This is a genomic window from Bacteroides sp. BFG-637 (assembly GCF_024793605.1).
Taxonomy (GTDB): domain Bacteria; phylum Bacteroidota; class Bacteroidia; order Bacteroidales; family Bacteroidaceae; genus Bacteroides; species Bacteroides vicugnae.
The window spans coordinates 1,098,054-1,121,841 of record NZ_JANUPD010000002.1; the positions used below are offsets into that span (position 1 = coordinate 1,098,054).

The window sequence follows — 23,788 nt, forward strand, 5'->3', positions numbered from 1 at the left end:
CATGACACAATCCCCAATACCCTACAAATAATTGCATGATTGAGAAAGCCCTGTTACCTTTAACTGGCAGCAGGGCTGTTTTTTTATCATGAATACCATCGTATATTCTCTTTTACAGCATTCATCTTCTAATCTATCATACAAACTGATTAGGGTTTATCCGGCATATAAAGCATCACCTGGTCTAATATCACCCCTTCGTCCAATGCCTTGATTACCAATTTGTGGGACTTCTTTCCGGATATCGGGAGTCGAACCGTTCGGATGGCTTGATTGCGCAGCACGTTCTCTTTCCATTCTTCACTCCGTCCTTTCGTTTCATAAGAGATCACTTCAGGCGCTGCATCGTCCAACGATATTGAAAAACGTAATTGATCTCCTCCCACAGGATGATTAGGCAATAAGCGGATGTCAACCTCTACCGAGTCTGTTTTCCAGTTGTCAAAAGAGAACATCAGTGCATCTCCCTTGTCAATGCCTGTCGCTTTGCTTTCATATCCCAGACCAATAGCAGAAGTTCCTTTCCGCGCATTCAAGGTATTCTTTCCATTCGAGATATTCTTCCCATCCAAGCCGTTCCATTTATAGATGGTTACACGCTCTTTCATCATTGGAGAAGTAGCCGTTTTTCTTTCCACGCGATTGAATACAGGAAGTTTTCGGGGTTGGAAATCCATCATGCGATTCCACTTTCCATCTTCCAGTGAGTTATACTGTTTTGTCAATACTACAATGCTGTCATAGGCAAGATCACTTTTCTCCCAATCTGCTTTTCCGTGGCGGGCTAGTTGGGCATATAGCAATTTCCGGTTCATCTGTGCAGCAGCTTGCACCGAGTATTTCACCAATTCAAAATAGGCACTTTGTCTGCCGGATGGGATTTTCGAAGCTGCCCGTTCCACTGCCTCCGACAATTTATCATAAGCCTGCAAACGTCCGTTGATTTCTTTTTCACTCCATGGGAGATCTTTGACAACACGATAAACAGGATCTTTCTCCTCTTCCCTCGTATTTCCCATAAATTCAGGTTTACGAATATGGGCCAGACGATAGTGTTCCTGCATCACAGGCAATACCGCCTTTGCGCACGAAACTCCCAATTCCCGCTCCAGCCAGTGTTTCAGATGAGAGGTCACTCCTTCCGAGGCCACAGCTCCTATATTCCAGGCCATATCCATAAACAACTCTATCTGATACTCGGCAGGCTTGATATCTCCGACGTTCAGTATCCACATCTTCTGTATGCCTTGATCGTAAGCCAGTTTCATTTGCTGAAAAACTAGATACGGGCTCATCGTACCCAACCAGAGATGGTCGTGCGGACGTCCCCAATAAGAAACATGATAATAGACTCCATTCCCTCCTTTACGTGCACATTCTTCGGCCGTAGGAAAATGGCGGATATAGCCATAGTTATCGTCACACCACATCAATGTTACATCATCAGGCACCTGTAATCCGGCATGATAAATGTCGAGTACTTCTTTATAAGGGATAAAAACCTGCGGTACTTTAGTTACATCTTTATCTACGTATTTTTCAATCAACCCGCGTTGATCTGCAAACACACGGTCTATTACCGCCTTCTGTTCTTCCACCGTCTTCGCTCCTTGCATCTTGCCATCATGTACACCACGCATTCCCAGCGTATAGAGTATTTCCTGATCTGCCACTTCTTTTACACGGTTTTCCCAGAATTTATAAACAGCCGGAGCATTATTCACATAATCATAAGCCCCTTCCCCTCTTCGCTTCCACTCACCGGCAGCATTGCAAGCCATCGGTTCGCAGTGGGAAGCACCGATGAAGATTCCATATTTCTTGGCAGCTTCCCGGTTGCCTTCGGTCAGGAAGAAAGGAAGTGTACATTCGTGCATTGCAGGCCAATAGGTATTGGCACGCAGACGAAGCAGCAGTTCGAAGATACGCTCATTGGTACGCGGACCGATTTCCCCTTTCACTTTTGAAGGTTCATAAGTCCGGTTACTCCACGGCATCAAGCCCCAATCTTCATCATTAATAAAGATACCACGATATTCCACTGAAGGAGCCTGAAGGCTTTGGTATTTGGAAGGTAATTTAAAAAGTTTCTTCTTTTCCGGAGTCACGTCCGCCCACCATTCCCAAGGAGAGACACCCAGCAAGCGGGAAATTTCGAGTATTCCATAAGCTGTGCCATGTTTGTCACTGCCGGCTACTACCAATTTCCCCTCCGGAGAAACAGATAATAGAAAAGCCTGCTTCTTGCCTTTTAACGCAGAAACATCTACACCGGTCCGGCTGATAAGCTCACTCTGTCCCACCGTTCCTATCACAATTTCACCTGTTTTCTCATTCGTTTGGGTAGTCGACGACAATACTGTCTGAATATCACGCCCCAGCATTTCCAATGCAGTTCGTACAACCAGTTCTTCAGAAGGGCTGCAAGCGATGACAACTGTTTGACCGGAAGTCAAAACAAAATCCTTACTACGAATCGGTAAAGCAACGATCAAAAAGATGAAAAAAGAAAACAGAAGTTTATGTCTCATAGGTTCTATTATTTATAGAAGACAAAATTACAGGTTTGCAGAAAATGTACTATAGAATAGTGTACAATTTCATAGAATTCTGTCCGGCCTATTTAAAATGTAGCAGGCAACGCAAGCAACTGATACATCAGCGTTCGTGCCATGCGTATCTGTCCTTTCGTGCTGGGATGCAAACGGTCATATCCCGCATCGTAGAAATAAATCAGTTGTTCTTCCACCATCGGATTCAATCCGGTTACCGCATTAAAATCAATCACGGGAACTCCCCACACATTGCCGGCTTCTTTAACAGCCTGCACGTAGGCATCCACATATTCGCCACAACTGTTCTGGTAGTTTTCATCCGGTTGCACGTTCGTTTCTCCAAAATTGGCCAATGAGCGGTGCAACGGGGTCAGTAACACAATCTGCTTGTCCGGAAATAGCTGTTTCAGTCTATTGATTCCTATGTTGATACGTCCCTTATACGTGCTTCCATCCATTATAGGAGTGCGTTTCTTACGGGTTTCCAGCTTTTGGGTTTGTCCACGGGCTGCCATCACTTGTTCTTCTGTTTCCGTAAACCATTCTCCAATAGGTACACCGTCATTAAAATCATTCGTACCCATCAAAATCACGATAGCATCTACTTCTCCGCCGTGTTCTTTCTTCAACAGCTCGGCTTGCCGGGGCACATCATTCCACTGCCTGCCACTGATACCATATACATAAGGAGTAATTCCCAGCCATTCCTGCAGAAAATCCCAGTATTTCTTGATCTTGTCGCCATAACAATTGGGATCTGTAATAGAGTCTCCCAAATATCCCACTCTTTTTCCTTGCCACGGGTGCCGGATGCATCCATTATTCGTTTCAACAGAGTTTGCCACTTTAGAAGATTGATTCTGTCCGCACAGAAAAGAGGAACAAAAAAACAGGATGGTACATGTGAGTAATAATTTGCTTTTCATCGGCATTTCTATATTAAATATAAACTACTTGCAGTCAGTATCTGACAAAACCGATTCAAAAATAGATGATTTCAATGAATTTAGCAAAACTTATAGTTATTAATGCAGTTTCGCAAATGCCTGAAACTTGTTTCGAGAATTCTTTGTTGTAACTGGTTCGCAACCCGTTCGGAAGCTGAATGTCTACCACATAACTTTTGACATTCTGTCCGTCCACTACCGGTATCAAAGAAATATTCTCCACTATCCCTTTCACGATACTAAATTCTTTATCCGGATAATTACTAAAACGTATATTCACTTTCTGACCTTTTCTCACCTTGCCCAACCTTTCCGTTGGTAAGATCACTTTTTCGATAAACATACATGCGTACGTCACTCCAGACAAAACGATTCAAAGACTTCGTTTGATAAAGAAATGAATGACCGACTACAAAACTAACCCTTCCATCAAGATTTAGATTTTTCCATTTATAATCCAATTCTCAATACCGCCTTTGCCACTAATGGAAAAATGGTCCTTTTCACTTTGATACCCTGTAGTCCCCCGAATAAGAAATATCGGACTTTTCCCAAACGCTTCTCATAGAACCCCTCGGCAGTAATCAGATAAGTATCACCATCCGCGTCCGAAAGAATATCCGTAAGTGTATTGCCCTCCTGCGTCTCCCGACAGGAACGATGAAAATCGGTATATACATACGGCCATCACTTCAAGAGCCAGCAATTGTTTGTGTTTCATCTCCTTCTGATAATAGAGACTATACCTCGCTTTCTTGTCACGATAATATGTAGCAGTTGTTTGCTTATCACAGGCTGTTGCCCTTCACAAATCCCCCCGTTTCCAGTTCCTTTGTTGAAAGTACCATGGAAAGAATAGTTCAGCTTAGTGGTAAACAACACATTTTAGAGACAAAATAACTGTAGCAGAGTGCGTCGTTATAAATGCGTACTAGAATAAAAAAACAAAATCATTTCTCATATTCTCATAGTAAGGCATATTCATTTGATTACTAAACACATAAATAATGAGAATAAAATCATTTACATATATTTCTCATAGTTTTATCAAGAAAACACACTTAAAACAATGCATTTCTCATAGTCTAATCAACAACACTTAATGGATTATTACAAAACTACCGTTCATTTTCGCCATAACTAACCAATAACCAAAGATTATACTACTGTAATCAATAGATTTTCAATAAGACATCTCTATTGTTGCACTCCAGCGAACAAGCTCGTACACTAGAGGTGCGCAGGTCTATCCACTCGAGTGCAAAGGTCTGCTCACTAGAGTGGAATAATACGGATGAAGACAGGAAAACACAATAATGTCTGTTGTGAAAGACATGTTATCTACCGATTCAACATACAAACTACGGTTATATTATCCTATACATATTAGTATCCTGAAACAAAGACAAGCATAATATATACGGCATGAGAAATGCGAAACAAAGTACGAGAAATAATTTTATATTTTTCACTAGAGGGCTGAAGGCTGTCCTGTCATTTGATTTTTTATTTTATGATATTTACATCGCGCCAACAGCATCTTTGAAAGATATCTCCCTGCGGAATCATCAGTTTGTCCTTCAAACACTGCTTACGTTTACTCAAGCTGTGCGTTGAAACACCAAAGAGAACAATATGTTTTCTATGCTTTACGCCTATGTAACAAAAATAACAGAGAGCAATCTCCTCTTCGGACAGACAATCATATTTAGCCAACCAGATTTTCAACGTATCTCCATAAAAAATTACAATTGTTTCGCCTGCATCTTCAGCCAGATATATCCTTTCTCCGCCTGCTCCTTCAGTGCAATCCCGATGCGGGTATAAGCCGAGGCATTCACTTCAATGGTTTCGGAAGTAAATGCGACTTTGCCGGATGCTTCGATATTGACAATCATCTGTTCTGTGCCGCTAGTGAGCAAAAGACGTGTATCGTCCAAAACTTTCCAGTCGGCTTGTGTCGTTATGGCTGTTTCGAACCGGATGGGGACATTGGCTGTAAATTCGTCACTGACGGTGAAGTTGCCTTCACCTTGGCGGTCGTAGACGAAAGTACGGATCAACTTATCCAGATTGGGGGTAGAATAAGCTGATGTATAGTCAATACTGAACAAATCTCTTTCGGCTGTAAATTCTTTTTTGAGTACAATAGCTTTCGCTTTGGCACCGGCGGATTGTGTTTTCCCGTCTACCACCGGAACAGGATGACCGAAAGAACCTTTAATTTTATATTTCGTAGGAGCTTCCGCACTGAAATAATCACCTGGATAAGAAAAAGGGCCGCCTTGGTCGCCCGCCATCGTACTCTTTCCCAAAGCGACGGCATAAGAACCGATATCATTATGGTTATGATTTTCAGCATTATTACCACCCTTGACCGAGACAGCCATCGGGCACGAACTACCCTCGGCAGGACGTGAAACCAAGATTCCTGCCTTCTCGTAATAAGCACGCAAAGAATCAGCACCTTCCTGCAACGCCTGACGGATGCTGTCCGTCATTTCCATTTTCCACACCTGATGGGGGAATAGTCCAATAAGATAAAGAGAGAAATTATTGCCTGAAGGAAGAATGTATTTCTCTTCCGGCGAGGTAATGCCAAGCGCACGGTCGCAATAATCAAGGATGAACTTATCAGGAGACAGGCCAATACGGCAATCGGAATAAGCAGGACATACACCCTCGTTCATCTGTATTTTCCTGCCATATTGGGCAATACGCACAAACTTAGGTTCACGGAAGAAGTCTATCTTGCCTTGTGTGGCACGGCATACTTCCTCACGCAACAAGATGTAAGCACGGAATCCATAATTATAGTAACCGACCCCTTCACTGCAATAACCGTCGTCGGCATATCCTTTCATACCATACACATTATATTTTTCGGCTGCGGCAACAAAATAAGCACGTTCTTCCTTATCTGCCAACAAAGTAAGAGCGGCACCCGTGACACCTGCCAGACAAACAGAGTTCCAGTTATTGGTAATCGTGAACCACCAGAAAGGTTTTGTCTCTTCCAAGCAACGGTATACAGGACGAAATACTTTTTCGCGAAAGGCGCACTGCACACGGGCCTTCACTTCCGGTGATAGACGGTCGTCGAGCATAGCGACACATTGCGCTATTCCGTTTCCAGCCGTGGCAACTACCAAATCGACATAATAATCTGTCCCATGATAATTATTCAGATTGCGGTCGTGAGCCGGAATCGACCAAGAGTTTTGGTTACAGAGATCAATCAGGGCTTTCTCAATAGCAGGGATATAACGTTTTTTGTTTTCCAGACATTCTGCCAATGTCAACCGGAAGAGATAATGATAACGTGCATTCATCATGTTTTCACCCGGCAAGCGGATATTCGTCTTGTTCAGATGCAGATACAATGAATCGACAAATGGCGGCATACCCTTTTTCAGCAATGCGGGGGCCTCTTCTGTCAACAGTTTTTCCGCTTTGCCGCTCTCTTTTACTTTATTCCAGAAAGTACGGTCTTTATAAGAAACGCCCATTACTTCCGGTTTATCGGGCAACATGGCAGCAATTTCACGGATACGGTCTTGAGAAATATTCGCATTCTGTTTCGGAGTATCCTGTGCCATACGGTAAACTTCCGTCCCTGCCAGCAGGAAAGCACCCGGGCCGTATACTTCGGTCATATCGGGAGTCACCTTTTTGGGGTCGGCACCGATAGGCTGCACGTATCCCAGTTTCCCGTCTTCCCTCACAGCCGATACCAAGGCCTGCCATCCTTTCTCCACCACAGGCAGAAATTCGTCCTTCGGCAGAAGTCCCTCGTTGATTCCATAGGCAAGGGCGTAAACAAAGAAACCGCTGCAACTCGTCTCGGGCGACGGATAGGAAGCTGGGTCGAGCAGGCTTGCGTGCCAGAAACCGTCCTTATTCTGGAGAGGAGCAATCCGCCGGCATAACTTTTGGAACAAGTCCTGATAGAACGGACGGTATTTGCTTTTGGCAGGAAGTTCACGCAGCATCTCTACAAGTCCGCCGAGCACCCAGCCGTTGCCGCGTCCCCAGAATACTTTTGCGCCATTGGCTTCTTTCATTGTAAAATAACGGTGGTCACGGTAGAAGAGGTTCTCTTCCTTGTCGAACAGGAAGTCATAAGTGGCTTTGTATTCCTTGTCCATGAAACGGATGAATTTCTTGTCACCTGTGATATTGTAGAGTTTCGTGTAAACAGGTGGAGCCATGAACAGGGCGTCACACCAAGTCCAATGTTCCAATGTACTTGCATCGCCATAGTTCAGTTTGAACGAGCCGGAAGGCGGGTTGTCAATCACCCACCCGGCACGCGCCTGTGTCGGGATGAGCATGTTTTTCTTCTTGTACTTTTCGTACATATACAGATACATCTGCGAAATACAGATATCATCCGCATGATACATCCGCTGGTCTACCTGCCAGTAATTCCGGTTTCCCAAACGTAACAGCCATTTATAATATGAGTCATCATTGTCCGTCTGTTCGGCTATCGCAGCCCAGTGGACAAGTCCCAGATAGAAAGTGGCATTCACCCAGTTGAGGTCACCATAAACTGCTTTGTTGTAATGAGCAATCTGCCAGTCGGCTACCCGCCGCATCGACTGCTTCACTTCGTTTTTAATAAATGTCTGCGCAACTGTAGTACACAAATAGCCCATGCATAAGGCAAGGGTTAAGAGTAATTTCTTCATAATACTATAATTTTATTCAAGGCAAAGATAACGGGCATTATGGATTAAAATAGAGTCATATTGTCCGTTTGAGCTGCTCTTATCTTCCACAAAGAAAGAAAAAAAGCAGCTTTCTGAACAACTATACTAACTAAGCCAATTATTGAATACCTGATTTATGAGTATTCAATTTTTTATCCACTAATAAGCCGTCAATAATCTTCAACCCGAATTTCACTTTACGTTTCGCCTTAAACTTCAAAAGACATAAATCAGCGGTTCCTTCAAGAATCTTCTTGTTTCCTACATTGACAAAAGTAGGATACAAGGCTTTTGAACCATTGGTATGAAGACGGTCGTAAGTCAGATTCTCCATTGCATTCATATTCTGCAATTCCACCCCGACAAACTCATAATCCTGCTGATTGTAAGGTAAAGCAAAGCTGAATGCGTTGACTGCACGCAAGTCAATGCCTTTTACCTGGATTTCAATGATCTCATCTTTGTCATATACTTGTTTCGGGGTGCTGATTTCAATCGTGCCGTCCACTTTATCCGTACCACGGTTATCAGCACCACCTTCAAGCTGTGTGGCAACCACCGAAATATCATAAGCGTCAATCAGCCCATTCTTATTGATATCACCATTGCTGATGTATCCTTCAAAATCGGAGTCGCCCTTTCTCAACCCTGTATAGTTGGTATAAGATGTCAGGTCATTGCCGTCAATCTTACCGTCAACGTTGATGTCTCCCTGAAGATAGCTTTCCGTTCCGGGTACTTTGAACACATAAATTTCTTTGCCGGAACCGTAGTTGCCGACAGTCTCCGTAACGGATAGTTTGATATAGCGGGCAGTAGGATGACTGGTGAAATTGAATATCTTCACATCATCGTTACGCTGCCATTCAAATGTTCCGGCTTCTGTCCACTGTTCTTTATTCATGCTATAAGAAACGGATCCTTTCAACAATGTTCCGTTGCCGGCGTTGGTACGTGGCAGGTAGTGGAACTTATCCAGTTGGTTGACAGTCACCAAGTCCATAACCAGCTCGAACGGAACGGCTCTTGCTCCGTATTTCGTATGCCAGATGTCACCTGACTCTACAAAGTCGAATAAGCGTTTCACACCTACTCTTCCTTGCGAAGCGGCTGTACATTCGCCTTTGATACCACGGATAGCAAATTCCAGCGGATCGGATTTGGTTGTAGCACTGAACTCAGCCCAATCTGAAACTCCGTCTTTGTTGACAGCACGTATCTTAAATGAGTACGACGTTTCGGGCGTCAGATCTTTAAACAGCAGTTCCATATCCTTAATCGTAGTGTAGCGCATATCCATAAAATCGATCTCGTAAAAGTCAGCGTTCGCTACCTTGTCCCATGTCGGTTTCAGTGTATAAGCTTCCGTGTTGCCGGCAGTAATCCGGGCAATGGGAGTGGTCAGAGTTCCGGTAGTGATCCGGTGACGGTCTTCGGGAGCAAAGCAGAATCCTTCAATACGCAATGTCGTCATATTGACCGTTATGTCGGTAGCAGCCAACTTCACCAAAAGCTGCGGGTTCTTGGGAATAATTACCTTTTCAAACTCACTTCCTTTAGTGGCAAACCGGTTCAGGTTGGGAGCCTCATCATAAAAGAATACATTTTCTCCTTTTTCAAATTCATCTTTCGAAGCTGCTTTTGTCAGTTTCACTTTTTTCTTTCCCAGTTGTGCCGTTACTTTCTTCGGCAGGGCAGTGACATTAATTCTGAACTCTGTAGCCTTTTCTTTCACGAAACCTGCAAAGTCCCCTTTTGCCGGGTAAATGGTTACAGTAACATTATTCTTGCCGTCAACTTCAGATTCGATATCTGTTGTCACTCCTTTGCCCCGTTTATATTCTTCGGACACTCCGTCGTCGTCATACTCGGTAAAGGTACTCCTGCCATACGGGTAAAGCTCATAGATACGGATTCCCTTATTGATTTCACTTGTATTGTTATTAGGATTTGTAAGCGGAATAATCGCTCCGCTCTTCACGAATACGGGAAGTTTCCAAAGAGGAGACGCAAAGTTGTTGAGTATGCAGTTTCCTTCATATTTTTCCCCTGTGAAATAATCAACCCATGTGCCTTCAGGCAGATAAATGCCGTCGCGGATGTCATTTCCTTTCTTATCCGCTTTAGTTGCCTGATAAATAGGGGCAATCAGGAAATAAGGGCCGTAGAGATATTGATATTGCGTAGCCGCACCTTGAGTATAAGCATTCGGATATTCCAGGAACATGGCCCTTATCATCGGCATGCCGTCTACAGCTTCTTTGGCGATACTATACGCATAAGGCATCAGTTCGGATTTCAGCTTCAGATACCAGCGGTTGATAGATGTAGCCGGTTCTCCCAAGGCATGCGGGTATTTTTCATTGGAACCCCAACCGTCCATGTTCAGTTCCATGGGAGTAAAGGTTTTCCACTGGAAATCACGGGTATTCACTATCAGATTTTTTCCACCGAATATACCGTCCATGTCGGAAGTGATATTCGGTTGTCCGGACAATCCCGAACCGATATAGGTAGGAATGTGGAAACGGATATACTCCCATACACCCCCCGTCTGGTCGCCCGACCAGATTCCAGCGTAACGCTGCGTTCCCGCCCAGCCATCGAGAGAGATGATAAATGGTCTGGCATCACTTCCGTAGTAAGGCATGATATGCCCGACGTCGGCTACTCCGTTCAATCCGAAAGAATAACCTGCACCTACCCAGGCAACGTCAGTTTTCAACACACGCACTCCGGCATCCCTTACTTCTTTCACAATATCCCTTTGCAACAAAGCGCTCACTCCTTCTTTCGGATGCAGGTCCGACTGTGTCCATAGTCCTATTTCCACTCCGTTCTGACGGGCATAATCCCCCAGACTTTTCAGGTTTTGTATATTACCGTCCAATGTTTCTGTCTGTCCATATCCGGCTCCATAGCCGTCGTTCGGGAGCAGCCAGCCCAATGGCATGTCATGTTTCTTATAGCGGTCGATTACTGCACGTGCGGAGAATTGGTAGTTGTCCTTTTCTCCGTTCAGCGTTTCTTTGATTCCACCGTTATCTTTCTGGCTTTCTTTATACCGCTTGCCGTCCTCAAACAGAATGCCTTTCTCGTTTTCTACCCAGTAGTCGCGATTATAAGCATTGAGGTGTCCCTGATAAAAGCCGAATTTTGGCAACAGAACAGGGTTTCCAGTCAGTTGGTAGAAGTCATTCAACAAGGCTACTGCCCCGTCGTTAATCATATAGAATACATCCAGATAGTCTGATTCGTGGTACAGTTTTACTTTCCCCTGTTCAGTGGCTCCGAAGTCATACTTTCCTTTCTTGAAAGTGTACCACATCATGCCGTACCCATTTGTAGACCAGTAGTAAGGAGTGGGTGATGCAACTCCCCCGTCTGTCCAGCTATTCTGGTTTTCGATGGAGATAACTTTACCTTTATGGGAAAAACGTCCGTTCTGGACACCGCCGCCGTAAAAGTATTCTTGCGGGTCTTCTTTCAAGGTCAAGGTCACTTTTCCTTTCTCAAAAAGAGGTGCTTCCAGTTCTTCTACCACAACGGTGTTAGTCGCCAAGTTAGTTACTTTGAGCAATGAGGTCTTTTTATCCAACCGGACTTTTATCTTTTCAGTAGTCAGAAAGACGAAATCGTCATTCTCTTCCAATTCCAGTTGGGAGAGTTCTTTCCGAGGATTGTCTACCAATATCTGCGCTTCCGGTTTGGCTTGAGGCTCTCTAATCACTTTTCCTGAGTTATCTTGAAATACACGGAAGATGTTTTCGCCGTAGAAATCCAATGTCATTCGCCGGTTATTGGAGAATAGAATTTCGACGGTGGTGGGATTTATCTTTCTTGCACTAACAACTGGCGATATATGTCCCGCCACCTTCATCCCGACTGTATTTGCATATAACCCGGGCTGAATTGACGAAAGAAAAAAGATCACGAATAATCCTGATACAAACAAAAGCTGCTTCATACCGCCGCCTTTTATAATTAAATTTCTCATGCGTATTGTAAGTTAGTGAATATAATCACACATAGTGAAAGTTATTTTATGCTCAATAAAAAACGTAAATAAAGAGGACACTTCGAAAAGTATGAAGCTTGTCAAGCAGCTACTTTATAAAAGTGCCCTCCATTTATATAAGAACCTATTTCAGAACTGTTAGATTAGAGTTTGCGCCCCAGTCCAAACTCAGCAACTTGCGCAGACGAACCTCCTGAACTATACGATCTATACTGTACTTTGACATACCGATAAGTTGATTCTGGTATATTAAAATACTGAATATCATACAAGTCCTCAACAATGCTGATAACTTCATCATTTATTTTTGTAAAACTTACATTGTCATTACTGCCATAAATATCTACGGACAACACCTGTAAGAAGCCATTATTCTGTTTTCTATGTTGCCAATAGAAATAATTGAAAGTTTGTGCCTCTTGCATATCAACTGTAAAGTTCGGATCTGTCGTCCCCTCATAACCATTCATTGATTTACCTGGTTTAATCATTGATAAATAAGTAGTTTGCTTACCATCCAATATATCTTCCGGTTTTCCGGTATTACCATCTGTCACATAATTCTGTCCATTAGCATATTTTGCAAAAGTAGACACCGTCCACGAATCACGATCCAATCTGATATCACCGATAATCTCCAATGTAATAACATCCGTCACTCCGCTGTCATCAACTGCCGCCACATTGACTGTCACTTCACCTGCCGCAATCCCTTTAATCACACCTGTCTCTGACAGTTCAACAAATGCATCGCTACCTTCAGCAAGAGTAAAAATTAGATCTTGATAGCTTGCATTAACAGGCAATACTTTGATTGCCGTATTCAAATCCAAGGTTTCGTTTATATTGATAGATTCTGGCATAGCACTTTTATCAATGCCTTCAACCAATACAGCCGGGGCTTTCCCCTGTTCCACGACAAGTTCTACCTGATGATTTTCATCATAAGTCAGAGACATCTTGGCAGTGCGGCCGTTGATATCTTCCGACAAAGCCACGTCTATCATTATCTTACCATCCTCAATATAACCGGAACACCAACTCTCGTGATTAACAATATACACTACACTCGCATCAAGCCCCTCAGCCAGCCTGTAGTCACATGTCAAACTTCCTCCTTCATAATCGATACTCATCGGTTCAGTTGATACAGTCACCCAATTATCCGGTACAACAACCGTTTTCTCATCATCGTCACAGGCAGCAACAAAAACTCCTACAAAAAGTAACAATAATGTCACTACCCATATATTCGTTATTTTCTTCATATTCTTAAAATTTTTAGATCATTATTCGTGTTATAATTCCATCATCTATAGTCATCCAGATTGGTTTCCGTAATCTGATGAACATTTGGTCGCGGCATAGGATAACCCATTCCGTTAATTTCCTCTTTCAATTGTTTAATCTGTTCTTCCGTAATTTCAAATGACTTGCTTCCATAGTCGTTCAATGTTGTCTTAACCGGATATAAGAATCCCCACTTTTCAAAGAAATCAAGCATATTCAAACCGGATATAGCACACACCTGACGTACAAAATCCAATTGGTTCATACCTTGGTTCGCCCCCTTGTCACTCGGACTCTCATGTGTACGGAAGTATTCATATAAATCATGATAAAAATCTTTCTTTTCCAACACATCTATCATGTACAATTTAAGTTGCCAAAATGGTACTAATTGAGTCTCACGAGTTATGCTTGAAATACCCGGGAGGCAATGAGGACGTTTTCCATCCACTATTAACGAGGTAGCACCTTGATAGATATTAACATATGTTCCCAATGTCTGATCGTTCTCGTCTTTTAATGTACATCCGTCCACCAACAACTTACAAGGCCTGCCAAATGATGTTTGTATAAAAAGAGACATAATATTATTGGTAACTTCAGTCTGACCAGACCATTTCAGCCCTGGACGTGTCTGGTTGCAATGACCGACCTCATGCGCAGGCCCCCAACAACGAGCAGGAAAATTGTCAGGTTTACAGAACGGTTCCGCATAGTAATCACTGGCATTATAAACCGTGCGATAATCTGACGCATTCGGGCTACTCGCCTTATAGTCAATACAAAAGTGCATCCGGTTGTTGAACATCCGGTCATATTCGACAAGCCCCATAAACTCTTCCTCCAAATACACCAAACGATCCAAATTTTCAATGGTTTTCGTTATCTCCGTATCATACTTTTTAAAATCAGATATTCTCCATGTCAGATGTGAGTATTCTCCTAAGACATCAATATCCTGATACTTGGCATTGTCACGAATGGAACTCCAATCACTTTCCCGGTTTTTCCTGACATCGAAATAACCATTCACTTTCCCCATCGCAAAATGCACTTTCACCGTTTTCATTTCAATAACCTTCTTCTGATTACCATCAGCATCCTCAAACCGAAGAGGTATGTCATCGCCTACATGATTCAGAATATAAATCAAACCACCCACTTCTACTGTCACCTCATTATATCCTTCCGACAGCTCGTAGGTTTTTGAATTATTATAGCCGCCGTTCAAATCCTGGATAAGCATTGAAACCTTACCACCCTCATAAATATCACCAACAAATATAGACAAGGTTTCACCAGCCTTTGCATAGATTCCGGTCGGATTATCTCTCAAACTATATTTGGAAGTCTTGTTGGCTGTAGCCATTATCGCAGGATTCTGATAAGGACGATAATCTGCCAATCGGTAGGAGGAGTCATAATCACCACTCAACAAAGCAAGCCCCAATTCTTTCAAATATTGATTAGGAATCTGCTTAATCTGTTTTTCTGTTACTCCTTCCTTAAGCTTCATGCCCATATTATCAGCAAAAATAACGGCCGGATCGAATTTATTATTGCTAGCTTCCATAAAATTCCATCTCAGCACAACTTACCCTGTTCTCATAAGCTTTGTTTATTGTAAAACGGACATACCTGACATTTTCTATCGGTTCCGACAGCTTTATGGTAAACGGAGTATGTACTCCGTCCCCTCTCGAATAATCTCCTATCTTTATAAATTCATCAGGTTTTCCGGCAGTCGACACTTCTACACTAAACTGGTCAAATGACCCCCATTTATTTCCTGCATCAGTGCGAGGAGTATAAACTATACTATTCAGCGTATGCTCCTTTTCCAATTCATATCTGATAAAAAACGGATATGAAACCGCCCCGAACGCAGAATTGAAATATGTTTTCTTATTTCCGTCATAAGACATTTTCAAAGTCAACGGATTCTTATCTGAATCTTTGCCTTGCGTTTCTTCAGAAGTAGCCTCTCCACCAATCACTTTTATTAATCTGTCAGCAGAACTGGGTGCAGATTCCTGAGATATTGTAATATTACATTTATGATTATCATCGTATGCTAATGTTAATACCGAAGTTCTTACTCTCTCCGTAAAAGAACGTTCGCACACAATTGTCATTTTACCATTTTCAACTACAGCAGTCAACCAATCGTCTCCTTTATTACTCAAAGCAGATATTATCCGGCTCATATCCAATCCTTGTCCTAATACAAATTCACGGCTTTCCGTCCCTCCTTCATAAGAGAAATTCATGGATTCTGTAGATATGGTAATCCAGTCATCCGGAATAGCGGAGTTTGTATTGTCACTACACGAGAAGGCTAAACAAGGGTAAAGTAAAGATAAAAAGATTATCTGCAACTTACACCACCGATCTTTTATGAAACGTATTTTTGTATTTCTCATGACTTCATTTCGATATTTTATGTGTGAAGCAAAGGTGAAGCCGGTACAAAAGAAACCGGCTTCCGCCTTAATCTATCAAGTTTTCAAACGGTTAATTCCACAACGGATTTTGAACCGTCAACTCACTCTTCTGCATCTCATTGTAAGGTACAGGATACAGTAACATTGCCTTTGACCATGGATACCTGTCTACCACAATGCGATTGTAATATGAATCGGCGCCAATTTTTTCATTAAACTCAATAGCGGTATTTTTAGCACTATTGTACGTTTTTACAGCCGACTTACTGATATCCATACCATAACGTACCAACGACTTGTTCTCATTATCTTTAATCCATTCACCGGTAGTCTCATCTTGCGACCATCCCGCACGCATCCATCTGTGCATATCGAAGTAATAGTTTCCTTCTCCCAACATTTCAATGATACGCTCACGATAGATAGCCTCACGCTGCAAGTCCTGATTTCCAATAATATTCTTTCCATAAGGTGCAGCCTTCGTTGCCAATTCCCTATAGCCCGGAATACCGGCACGTTCACGTACCAAATCCAGATATTTGATGATATTCTCATCGCCCGGATTAATTTCATTACATACTTCCGCATAGTATAAATAGAAATCCGCCAACCGGAAATAAATCCACGGACGTCCCCAGTCCGTCGGGTTTGAGCCTTCTTTTAAAAGTGTGCGGTTATTAAATTTATAGAGCAGATAACCAGCCCTTGCATGCATAGTGTTGTCCCTGTAAGCCGCGCCTCCAGAACTGAAATACGCTCCCCAATCTGGATAACTGCTTCTTTGTATATGCCAACTCTTGCCCTCATATGTAACATCAGCATAAAAACGAGGTTCACGATTCACGTACATATTAAAGATGTGCTTGTCAACATGTTTAGTCTTATTACAAACATTTGCCCAATTAGTGAATCCATTTTCATTATAATCCGGGTCTTCACTAATATCCAACCCGCTGTCCGTAAAGAACAGGTCGATGATATTCTGATAAAAACCGACATTTCCCATTCCACTGGGAATGTCTCCGGGAATCGTACGGGCTTCCATCTTAAGGGTAACACCATCATTATAGTCATTATTTCCGTTCGCCCAAAGAATCTCATCGTTATAATACTGAAACAATTCGTAGATAGATGTATGCGGATCCCTGTCCTCAGAATAATACAGATCCATACCATGCGATTCGGCAAATCTCAACAAAGCTTCCAGGTGTTTCTTTGCAGTTTGCCATTTATTGTCGTCACGATCAGGGAAAAGACGTTTTCCGTCTTTATTTGTCAAACTTAATGCTTCCCTATAGCCACCGTTAAACAAAGGAGAAGCTGCATATACCCATAAACGGGCACGCAATGCCAAAGCTGCCGCTTTTGTCGGACGCAAAATTTCCCGGAGATTATACATGCTGTTATCATGAGTATAATCTTGCCCTGTACCTGTCTTTATCGTTTCAGGCAAATCATCCCTATATTCACCATTTATTACAGATTCCAACAACTGATCAATATGTCCCACCATCTCATCAACAGAAGCGCGGGCATAATCTACGTTTTCATCAGATGGATCGGCAGTCTCGGGAATTATAGGCGTAGGACCATACAACTCAAACAGTAAGAAATAATTATATGCAAGCAAATAAGTGACATCAGCTTTATAACGACGCATCTCCTCTACTGAAATATAACCGTCGGCATTGATCGGATCACCTATGCTTTCAGGAGCCATATCCAAGAATATCATGGCTTGACGAATCTGTTTATAACAGTTCCACCAACGATTGTGAGTCGTGCTACTGGGAGTAAAAGTATTCTGCCCGAATTTCAGCACATTCGGATGAGCGCAAACTATTTCTCCAGAATAGATGGCTTGCGCATTAACAGTACCATTAGAATTTTGCACATCCAAACCTACTTCCGAGTAATTCGGACAAGTCTGATAGATTTCCCCATACCATTGCTTGATATATTTAGCTTTGGAAAAAACCTCTTCTTTGTCCAGATTCTGTGCAAGTTCTTTAGAAACATCCAGATAATCAGAGCAAGAAGCCAACATACCTGCCAGTGAAATGGCGGTCGCCGTACATATTGTTTTTATGATATTCATAATGTATTATTCTTATAATTGATATTGGTTAAAAAGTCACATCAAGACCAAATGTCCAGGTCGCATTAATCGGGTATCTCGCGCCACTGTTCCCTATTTCCGGATCCCACAACTTAACGTGATCCCATACGGCAAGATTACTTCCCTGCACATATACGCGAAGATTCTGCATTTTCCATTTCTGCACCAGTTTCTTATCAAACTGATATCCCAGTTCTACATTTTTTCAAGCGAAGGAAGCTCCCGTCCCTATACCACCATGTACTATTCAGAGTATTATTGCTATAATTATTGGTATGCAAACGAGGATACAATACGTCCATATTATTGGGATCATTTGCACTCCAGTGATCGGCTGCCTGTACACGTGCGGAAGACTGATCCTTTCCGTTAGCAAACGGAACAAAATAGTTGGTGTTCGCTTTCAAATTGACGGATGCCTTACCCACACCCTGGAAGAATACTCCGGCATAAATACCTTTATATTGTACATTAAGGCCAAAACCATAAACGATTTGCGGGTTATTCGGAAGAACACCGCTATAGTAAGTCTGGTCATTATCATCAATAGCACCGTCACCATTCAAATCCTTATATTTGATATCACCCGGCTTCACGTCAGAAGAATAAGTCGCAATTCCATCTTTTAACTTATAGTTGTAGCTACCGTCAGCCTTTTGGGTAATAATAAAATCCTGATTGGTAAATAATCCGTCCGCAACATATATCTTGTTCGTCCCAATAGAAGTTCCGGTTTGAGCAAGCCACGGATAAGCTTGAGGGATTTCATCTTTTTCTATAATCTTATTAACCGCATAGGTCACGTTACCTCTGGCCGAAAGCACCCAGTCTCTTCCTATGTTATGTTTTACTGTTATACTAGCATCAAAACCCTTATTGGTCGTCACACCGAAGTTTTGCCAGGGATTTTCACGAAAACCGGTAGCAGTAGGAATAGTTACGCGCTGAATCAAAATATCTTCACGGCGATTACTGAAATAATCGGCAGTAATATCAACACGTCCACGGAACAGGCCCAAATCAATACCAAAGTTTGCCTTCTTCTCAATCTCCCAGCTAATGTACGGAGCAGCAAATGTATTTTCATAGATTCGTCCCATATCATTCGTAGGACCGCCGTTCACACCTGCATTTAAACCAACATTCTGGCTACCGCTATCTGTTAAGAGCTCTCTATACACAAAACGGTCACTTCCTGTATTATCATTACCTGTAAGACCGTAAGAAGCTCTTAAACGTAATTTGCTAAGAATATTCAGGATATTTTCTTTTTGCATAAATTTCTCGGCATGTACATTCCAGGCAGCACCTACTGCAGGGAAAACACCCCAACGGTTACCGGGAGCGAAATTCTCACTACCTGTTGCACCAAAACTGGCTTCCAATACATATCGGTTATCGTAAGCATAAGTTCCGCGCATTACAATATTCTGTTTGCGGTAAGGCAACAGTTTCAAGCCACCGACATCTTGTGAACCATCCGATTTTCTGGAACCCTGGTACTGAGTTTCTTTTTGGTTGTACACAAAAGTGCCTGTAACGGCATGTTTCTTTCCAAAAGTACGCTCGTAATTCAACTGCGCTTCAATATAAATCTTCTTTGTACCACTGCTTGTGCTGACAGAAGCTTCCCCAAGCGGGCTACCCTCCGCAAATAACTTCTTGGTAAGCAACCCATTTTCATCCCGACCTGTAACCGTATACTTATCCGGGCTCATTGAACGTTTTAAAGTAGAACTGAAATCAGCGTCGAAGCTTATACTACCTTGAACGGACAATCCTTTGGTTATGAAATCGAGCTTTTGTTTCAAAGTCGCTTTGGTTTGCATGGCAACAGACCACTTTTTAGAATAACCGGAATAATTCAACAAGTTATAAGGGTTATAACGGCCGTCCGCATCCGTATCACACACAGCCGCTGTACCGTCCGACCATACAAAAGGCACCAGATGTGTGGGGAAAAGTATAATGTGCTTGAAAATCTGGTCTGAAGTATTTCCTGGATTATTCTGAGTTCTATACTGCCCACTCATATCCACGGAAAGTTTAGTCGTCGGAGTTATATCCATATCCACATTGGAACGTAAATTATAACGTTCCAGACCAATATTAGCATTATAATCGTCAAGTGGATTCGACTTGAACATACCATTTTCCTTGTAGTAAGCTCCTGATACAAAGAATTTAGTTTTCTCCGAACCACCCCGCAAATTAATCGTATAACGTTGGTTCTGTGTGTTATTTGACAATAAGTCTGTCCAGATAGAATTCGGATATAAATCCGGATCAACACCATCCCGGTATCTTGCCAGTGCTTCCGCACTATATGGAGCATTATTCTGCATATAACCGTCCCAATTAGGATTTCCAGCATCATTCCAGGACGCTTCATTCCACATTGACAAATAATCCCAGGAATTCATCAACTCCGGCATACGTGTAGGAGTCGCAATGCTATATTGCGCATTGAAACTGATAATCGTTTTTTGAGCACGTCCACGTTTGGTAGTTATCAAAACTACCCCGTTAGCTCCCTCGGAACCATATACAGCAGTGGCAGCGGCATCTTTCAAGACTGTAAATGTCTCTATTTCATCTGTATCAAGATCGTTCATACTACGAGGCACACCATCTACCAACACCAAAGGGCTTGTACCACCAGCATATGAACTTTGACCGCGAATCCAGAAATCAGCATCATCATTTCCCGGTTCACCTGAACGCTGGATAGCAATCACACCTGCCACCTGACCGGCAATCGTATTTGACAAACTACGTGTCGGTATAGCGATCTCGGCAGGTTTCATTGTATTGACAGAAGACACAACACTTTCTTTCTTTTGTGAACCATAACCAATAACGACTACATCATCCAGATTTACATTAGATTCTGCCATAGCAATGTTGATAATGCTTTTTTCTTTCACTTTCTGTTCCACGCTATTATAACCAATATAGCGGAATTCCAATACCTCACCTTCCCGAGCCTTAATTGTATATTTACCATCCATGTCTGTCAATACGCCGTTGATAGTGCCTTTCACTATTACCGTAGCTCCGATAATAGGTTCTCCCGTCCCATCAGAAACAACACCGGTGACGGTTTTGACCATTCCTTTTTTAGCTGCCGACACTTCCTTGGAAGCAGGTGACAACACTATCTGCCGGTTCTGAAATTTGAATGTAATAGTAGTCGAGCCGAACATTTTACGAAGCGCCAGACGTATTTCTTCATTCTTACAGTTCAAACTTACCAATTGCTCTGTATTTATCTCAGTTGCGTCATAAGAGAACAAGTACCCCGAAGCCTTCTCTACTTTTGTCATGGCTTCTTTCAAAGGTATTTTACTGAACGATATGCTAATCTTTTCCGTACCGCTTTGAGCGAATATTCCAATAGAAAAGAGGCATACAATAATTAATAAATGAATTTTCTTGTATTCCATAAGTAAATTAGATATTTTATATTCCATACATTTTTTATTCCAAGTGTTTTTCAAATCAATGCAAGATCATAGTTTCACATAGGCTTTCATATTTAAAGGTTTAACAATATTTTTTACATATTATAAAGCCGGGGATTACCAACCGGCATGTTCATTCTTGTTTTCACGTGAATCGGCACTGCGTCTTTTTTCCCCTGTATAAATCCATTCGATTTCGTCTGTGCGTATTTTTCCATCATGTGTTGCGACGGCTTTTATTTTATTTATTCCATCTTCTAATGTTACATTATCAAAAACATAATGTACGTCAGTATACCCTTTACGAATACCAGTCAGTTCCTTTCCGTTGAGATATACTTTCGGAATACCAATATTGGAATAGACAGTCACAGAAGTCTGTTTCCGTTCTCGATCAGTGTTACGGCGTTGAGTCAGATAGAGTACCGGATCTTCGCTCCAGTTGGCTTTGTACCAGTAATAAGAGTCTTTTTTCATTTTCCGGTCAAAAGTCATCAACCCCTTCAGGTTACGGGCAGGTACGCCTCCACGGCTCCACATCGGCACGCCAAAGTCAAACATATTCCATAAATAGGAAGCAATGATATAAGGATGTTTCGAGATGACACTCCATTGATACTCATGTGTTTTGGTTTGGAATGTTTCGGGATAGAAAGGTTTTCCCCAGTTCAAGGCATCACCAAGATATTCTGTCTGATGATCCGGATTAGCGTCCGCGCCATATTCTGTTAACATCAGTTTCTGCCACGGATATTTCTCTTCAAGCCCTTTCACCCACGGTTCAATATCTTGCAGTTTCTTCTCATACCACCCGAAATAACGGTTCATTCCCTGAATATCAGCATTCTGATTCACCGCATGCTCAGCGTGTCCGAAGCCATTGACGGCTACTGTATAGCGGTCCGGATCCTCTGTCTTGGCAAGGTCATGAAGTGCCTGTGTCAGTCCGGCCGTATATTCGTGAGGTTGATATACTTCATTATGTAATCCCCAGACATAAATAGAAGGATGATTGAAACTCTGACGAATCAATTCACGGAGTTGAGATTGTGCGTTTTCGGCTTCATACCCTGTCACACGATTCACAAAAGGTATTTCAGCCCAAATGACAAGTCCCAATGAATCACAGCAAGAATACAGATAATCCGACTGCTGATAGTGGGCAAAACGAACAGTTGTTGCTCCTATGTCCATAATTTGTGCCAAATCAAAGTCATGTTCCTTATTAGTGAGAGCACTCCCCAGCCCCCACCAATCCTGATGACGGGTTACTCCATACATCGGATACTTCTCACCGTTCAGATAAAATCCCTTACCGGCTATAATCTCATATTTACGGATACCCAACGGTTGGACTACTTCGTCAATTACTTTTCCATCCGCCATCAGACGTGAAACAACTTTGTATAAATAAGGATCCTTACGTCCTTGCCAGAGATGAGGCCTGTTCAACTCAAAAGAGGAGACATAAGTTTGTGTTCCTTGTGGAGTTAGTTCCAAAAGAAGACGATGAGAATCCACTTTCTTTCCCTCTCGTGTATAAATGATGTTTTCAAGCACCAGACTGGCAGGAGTCAGGCTACCGTTATCCAGTTTTACCTTCACAGCAATATCTGCCGAACGTCTCAGATACGTTTTTCTGGGTAATATACACTCCCGGAGAAGCACAATCGGTTACTGTTATGTTATTTTGCTCAGTAATAATAAGCCAAACCGGACGATAAATTCCTCCATACACACCGAAAAGGTTATGATTCACAGGAATAACATCCGCACGGGAAGCATTGTCAGCTTTCACCATGATTTCGTTTTCAGCACCGAGCTTTAAAGCGGTTCCGATTTCAAAAGCAAAAGCACTGTATCCTCCTTTATGTGTGCCGACAAGCTTACCGTTCACATAAACCTCGGTGTTTGCGCCCACACCTTCAAACCGAAGAAATACACGCTTCCCTTTCAAGCCTTCGCCAAAGAATTGTTTTTTTTTATAATAGCCGACTCCTTCGTAAAAGGAAGCCGCTTTTACCTGCATATCTTTAGCATTCCATGTATGAGGCAAATTTACTGTTTCCCATTTCCCATTCCACTGGGCAGCCACTTTTACCGGCTCTTCCGAAAAGGGACCGCGTTTGAACAACCATCCTTCATTGAAAGAGGTCACTTCACGGGCAGCAAGAGAGAAGAACTGCCCGAGAAGCATCAATAATATAAATGTAGAATTGAACTTCATAATCTAATT

Annotated in this window: 12 protein-coding genes and 1 pseudogene; all 13 read right to left on the bottom strand. The window is 42.4% G+C overall.

All coding sequences use genetic code 11. The annotated features are described in order from the left end of the window. Positions 1–149 precede the first annotated feature (149 nt). Positions 150–2,531 carry a glycosyl hydrolase 115 family protein gene (locus NXX38_RS04780; RefSeq protein ID WP_258978699.1) on the bottom strand — a complete coding sequence of 794 codons (2,382 nt, stop codon included), beginning with the start codon at positions 2,529–2,531 and terminating at the stop codon, positions 150–152. Positions 2,532–2,623: 92 nt separating this feature from the next. After that, positions 2,624–3,481 (bottom strand): SGNH/GDSL hydrolase family protein, encoded by an 858-nt coding sequence (locus NXX38_RS04785; RefSeq protein WP_074638582.1) that lies wholly within the window; start codon positions 3,479–3,481, stop codon positions 2,624–2,626. A gap of 55 nt (positions 3,482–3,536) precedes the next feature. After that, complete coding sequence (locus tag NXX38_RS04790; RefSeq protein WP_258978700.1) at positions 3,537–3,845, bottom strand: HlyD family secretion protein; 309 nt, start codon at positions 3,843–3,845, stop codon at positions 3,537–3,539. A gap of 252 nt (positions 3,846–4,097) precedes the next feature. Continuing rightward, positions 4,098–4,223 (bottom strand): hypothetical protein, encoded by a 126-nt coding sequence (locus NXX38_RS04795; protein WP_255518812.1) that lies wholly within the window; start codon positions 4,221–4,223, stop codon positions 4,098–4,100. A gap of 1,024 nt (positions 4,224–5,247) precedes the next feature. Next, a complete protein-coding gene (locus tag NXX38_RS04800) occupies positions 5,248–8,196 on the bottom strand; it encodes a glycoside hydrolase family 88 protein (protein ID WP_258978701.1) in 2,949 nt (982 codons plus the stop codon). 139 nt (positions 8,197–8,335) lie between these two features. Further along, positions 8,336–12,184: a TIM-barrel domain-containing protein gene (locus NXX38_RS04805; RefSeq protein ID WP_409013813.1), complete on the bottom strand. Its 3,849-nt coding sequence runs from the start codon at positions 12,182–12,184 to the stop codon at positions 8,336–8,338. A gap of 194 nt (positions 12,185–12,378) precedes the next feature. Next, complete coding sequence (locus NXX38_RS04810; RefSeq protein ID WP_258978703.1) at positions 12,379–13,503, bottom strand: discoidin domain-containing protein; 1,125 nt, start codon at positions 13,501–13,503, stop codon at positions 12,379–12,381. Positions 13,504–13,544: 41 nt separating this feature from the next. After that, the gene (locus tag NXX38_RS04815) at positions 13,545–15,098 is read right to left on the bottom strand and encodes a M60 family metallopeptidase (protein WP_258978704.1); all 1,554 of its coding nucleotides are present in this window, start codon (positions 15,096–15,098) and stop codon (positions 13,545–13,547) included. Then, positions 15,088–15,948, bottom strand: coding sequence for a discoidin domain-containing protein (locus tag NXX38_RS04820; protein WP_258978706.1), 861 nt, complete (start codon positions 15,946–15,948; stop codon positions 15,088–15,090). Before NXX38_RS04820 ends, NXX38_RS04815 begins: the two co-directional genes overlap by 11 nt. Before the next feature lie 91 nt (positions 15,949–16,039). Next, positions 16,040–18,067: a RagB/SusD family nutrient uptake outer membrane protein gene (locus tag NXX38_RS04825; protein ID WP_195649388.1), complete on the bottom strand. Its 2,028-nt coding sequence runs from the start codon at positions 18,065–18,067 to the stop codon at positions 16,040–16,042. A 28-nt stretch (positions 18,068–18,095) separates the two neighbouring features. After that, positions 18,096–18,254 carry a hypothetical protein gene (locus NXX38_RS04830; protein ID WP_258978708.1) on the bottom strand — a complete coding sequence of 53 codons (159 nt, stop codon included), beginning with the start codon at positions 18,252–18,254 and terminating at the stop codon, positions 18,096–18,098. Between the two features lie 10 nt (positions 18,255–18,264). Then, a complete protein-coding gene (locus tag NXX38_RS04835) occupies positions 18,265–21,534 on the bottom strand; it encodes a TonB-dependent receptor (RefSeq protein ID WP_258978709.1) in 3,270 nt (1,089 codons plus the stop codon). Between the two features lie 135 nt (positions 21,535–21,669). After that, positions 21,670–23,779: pseudogene (locus NXX38_RS04840) on the bottom strand (glycoside hydrolase family 2 protein). Between the last annotated feature and the right edge of the window lie 9 nt (positions 23,780–23,788).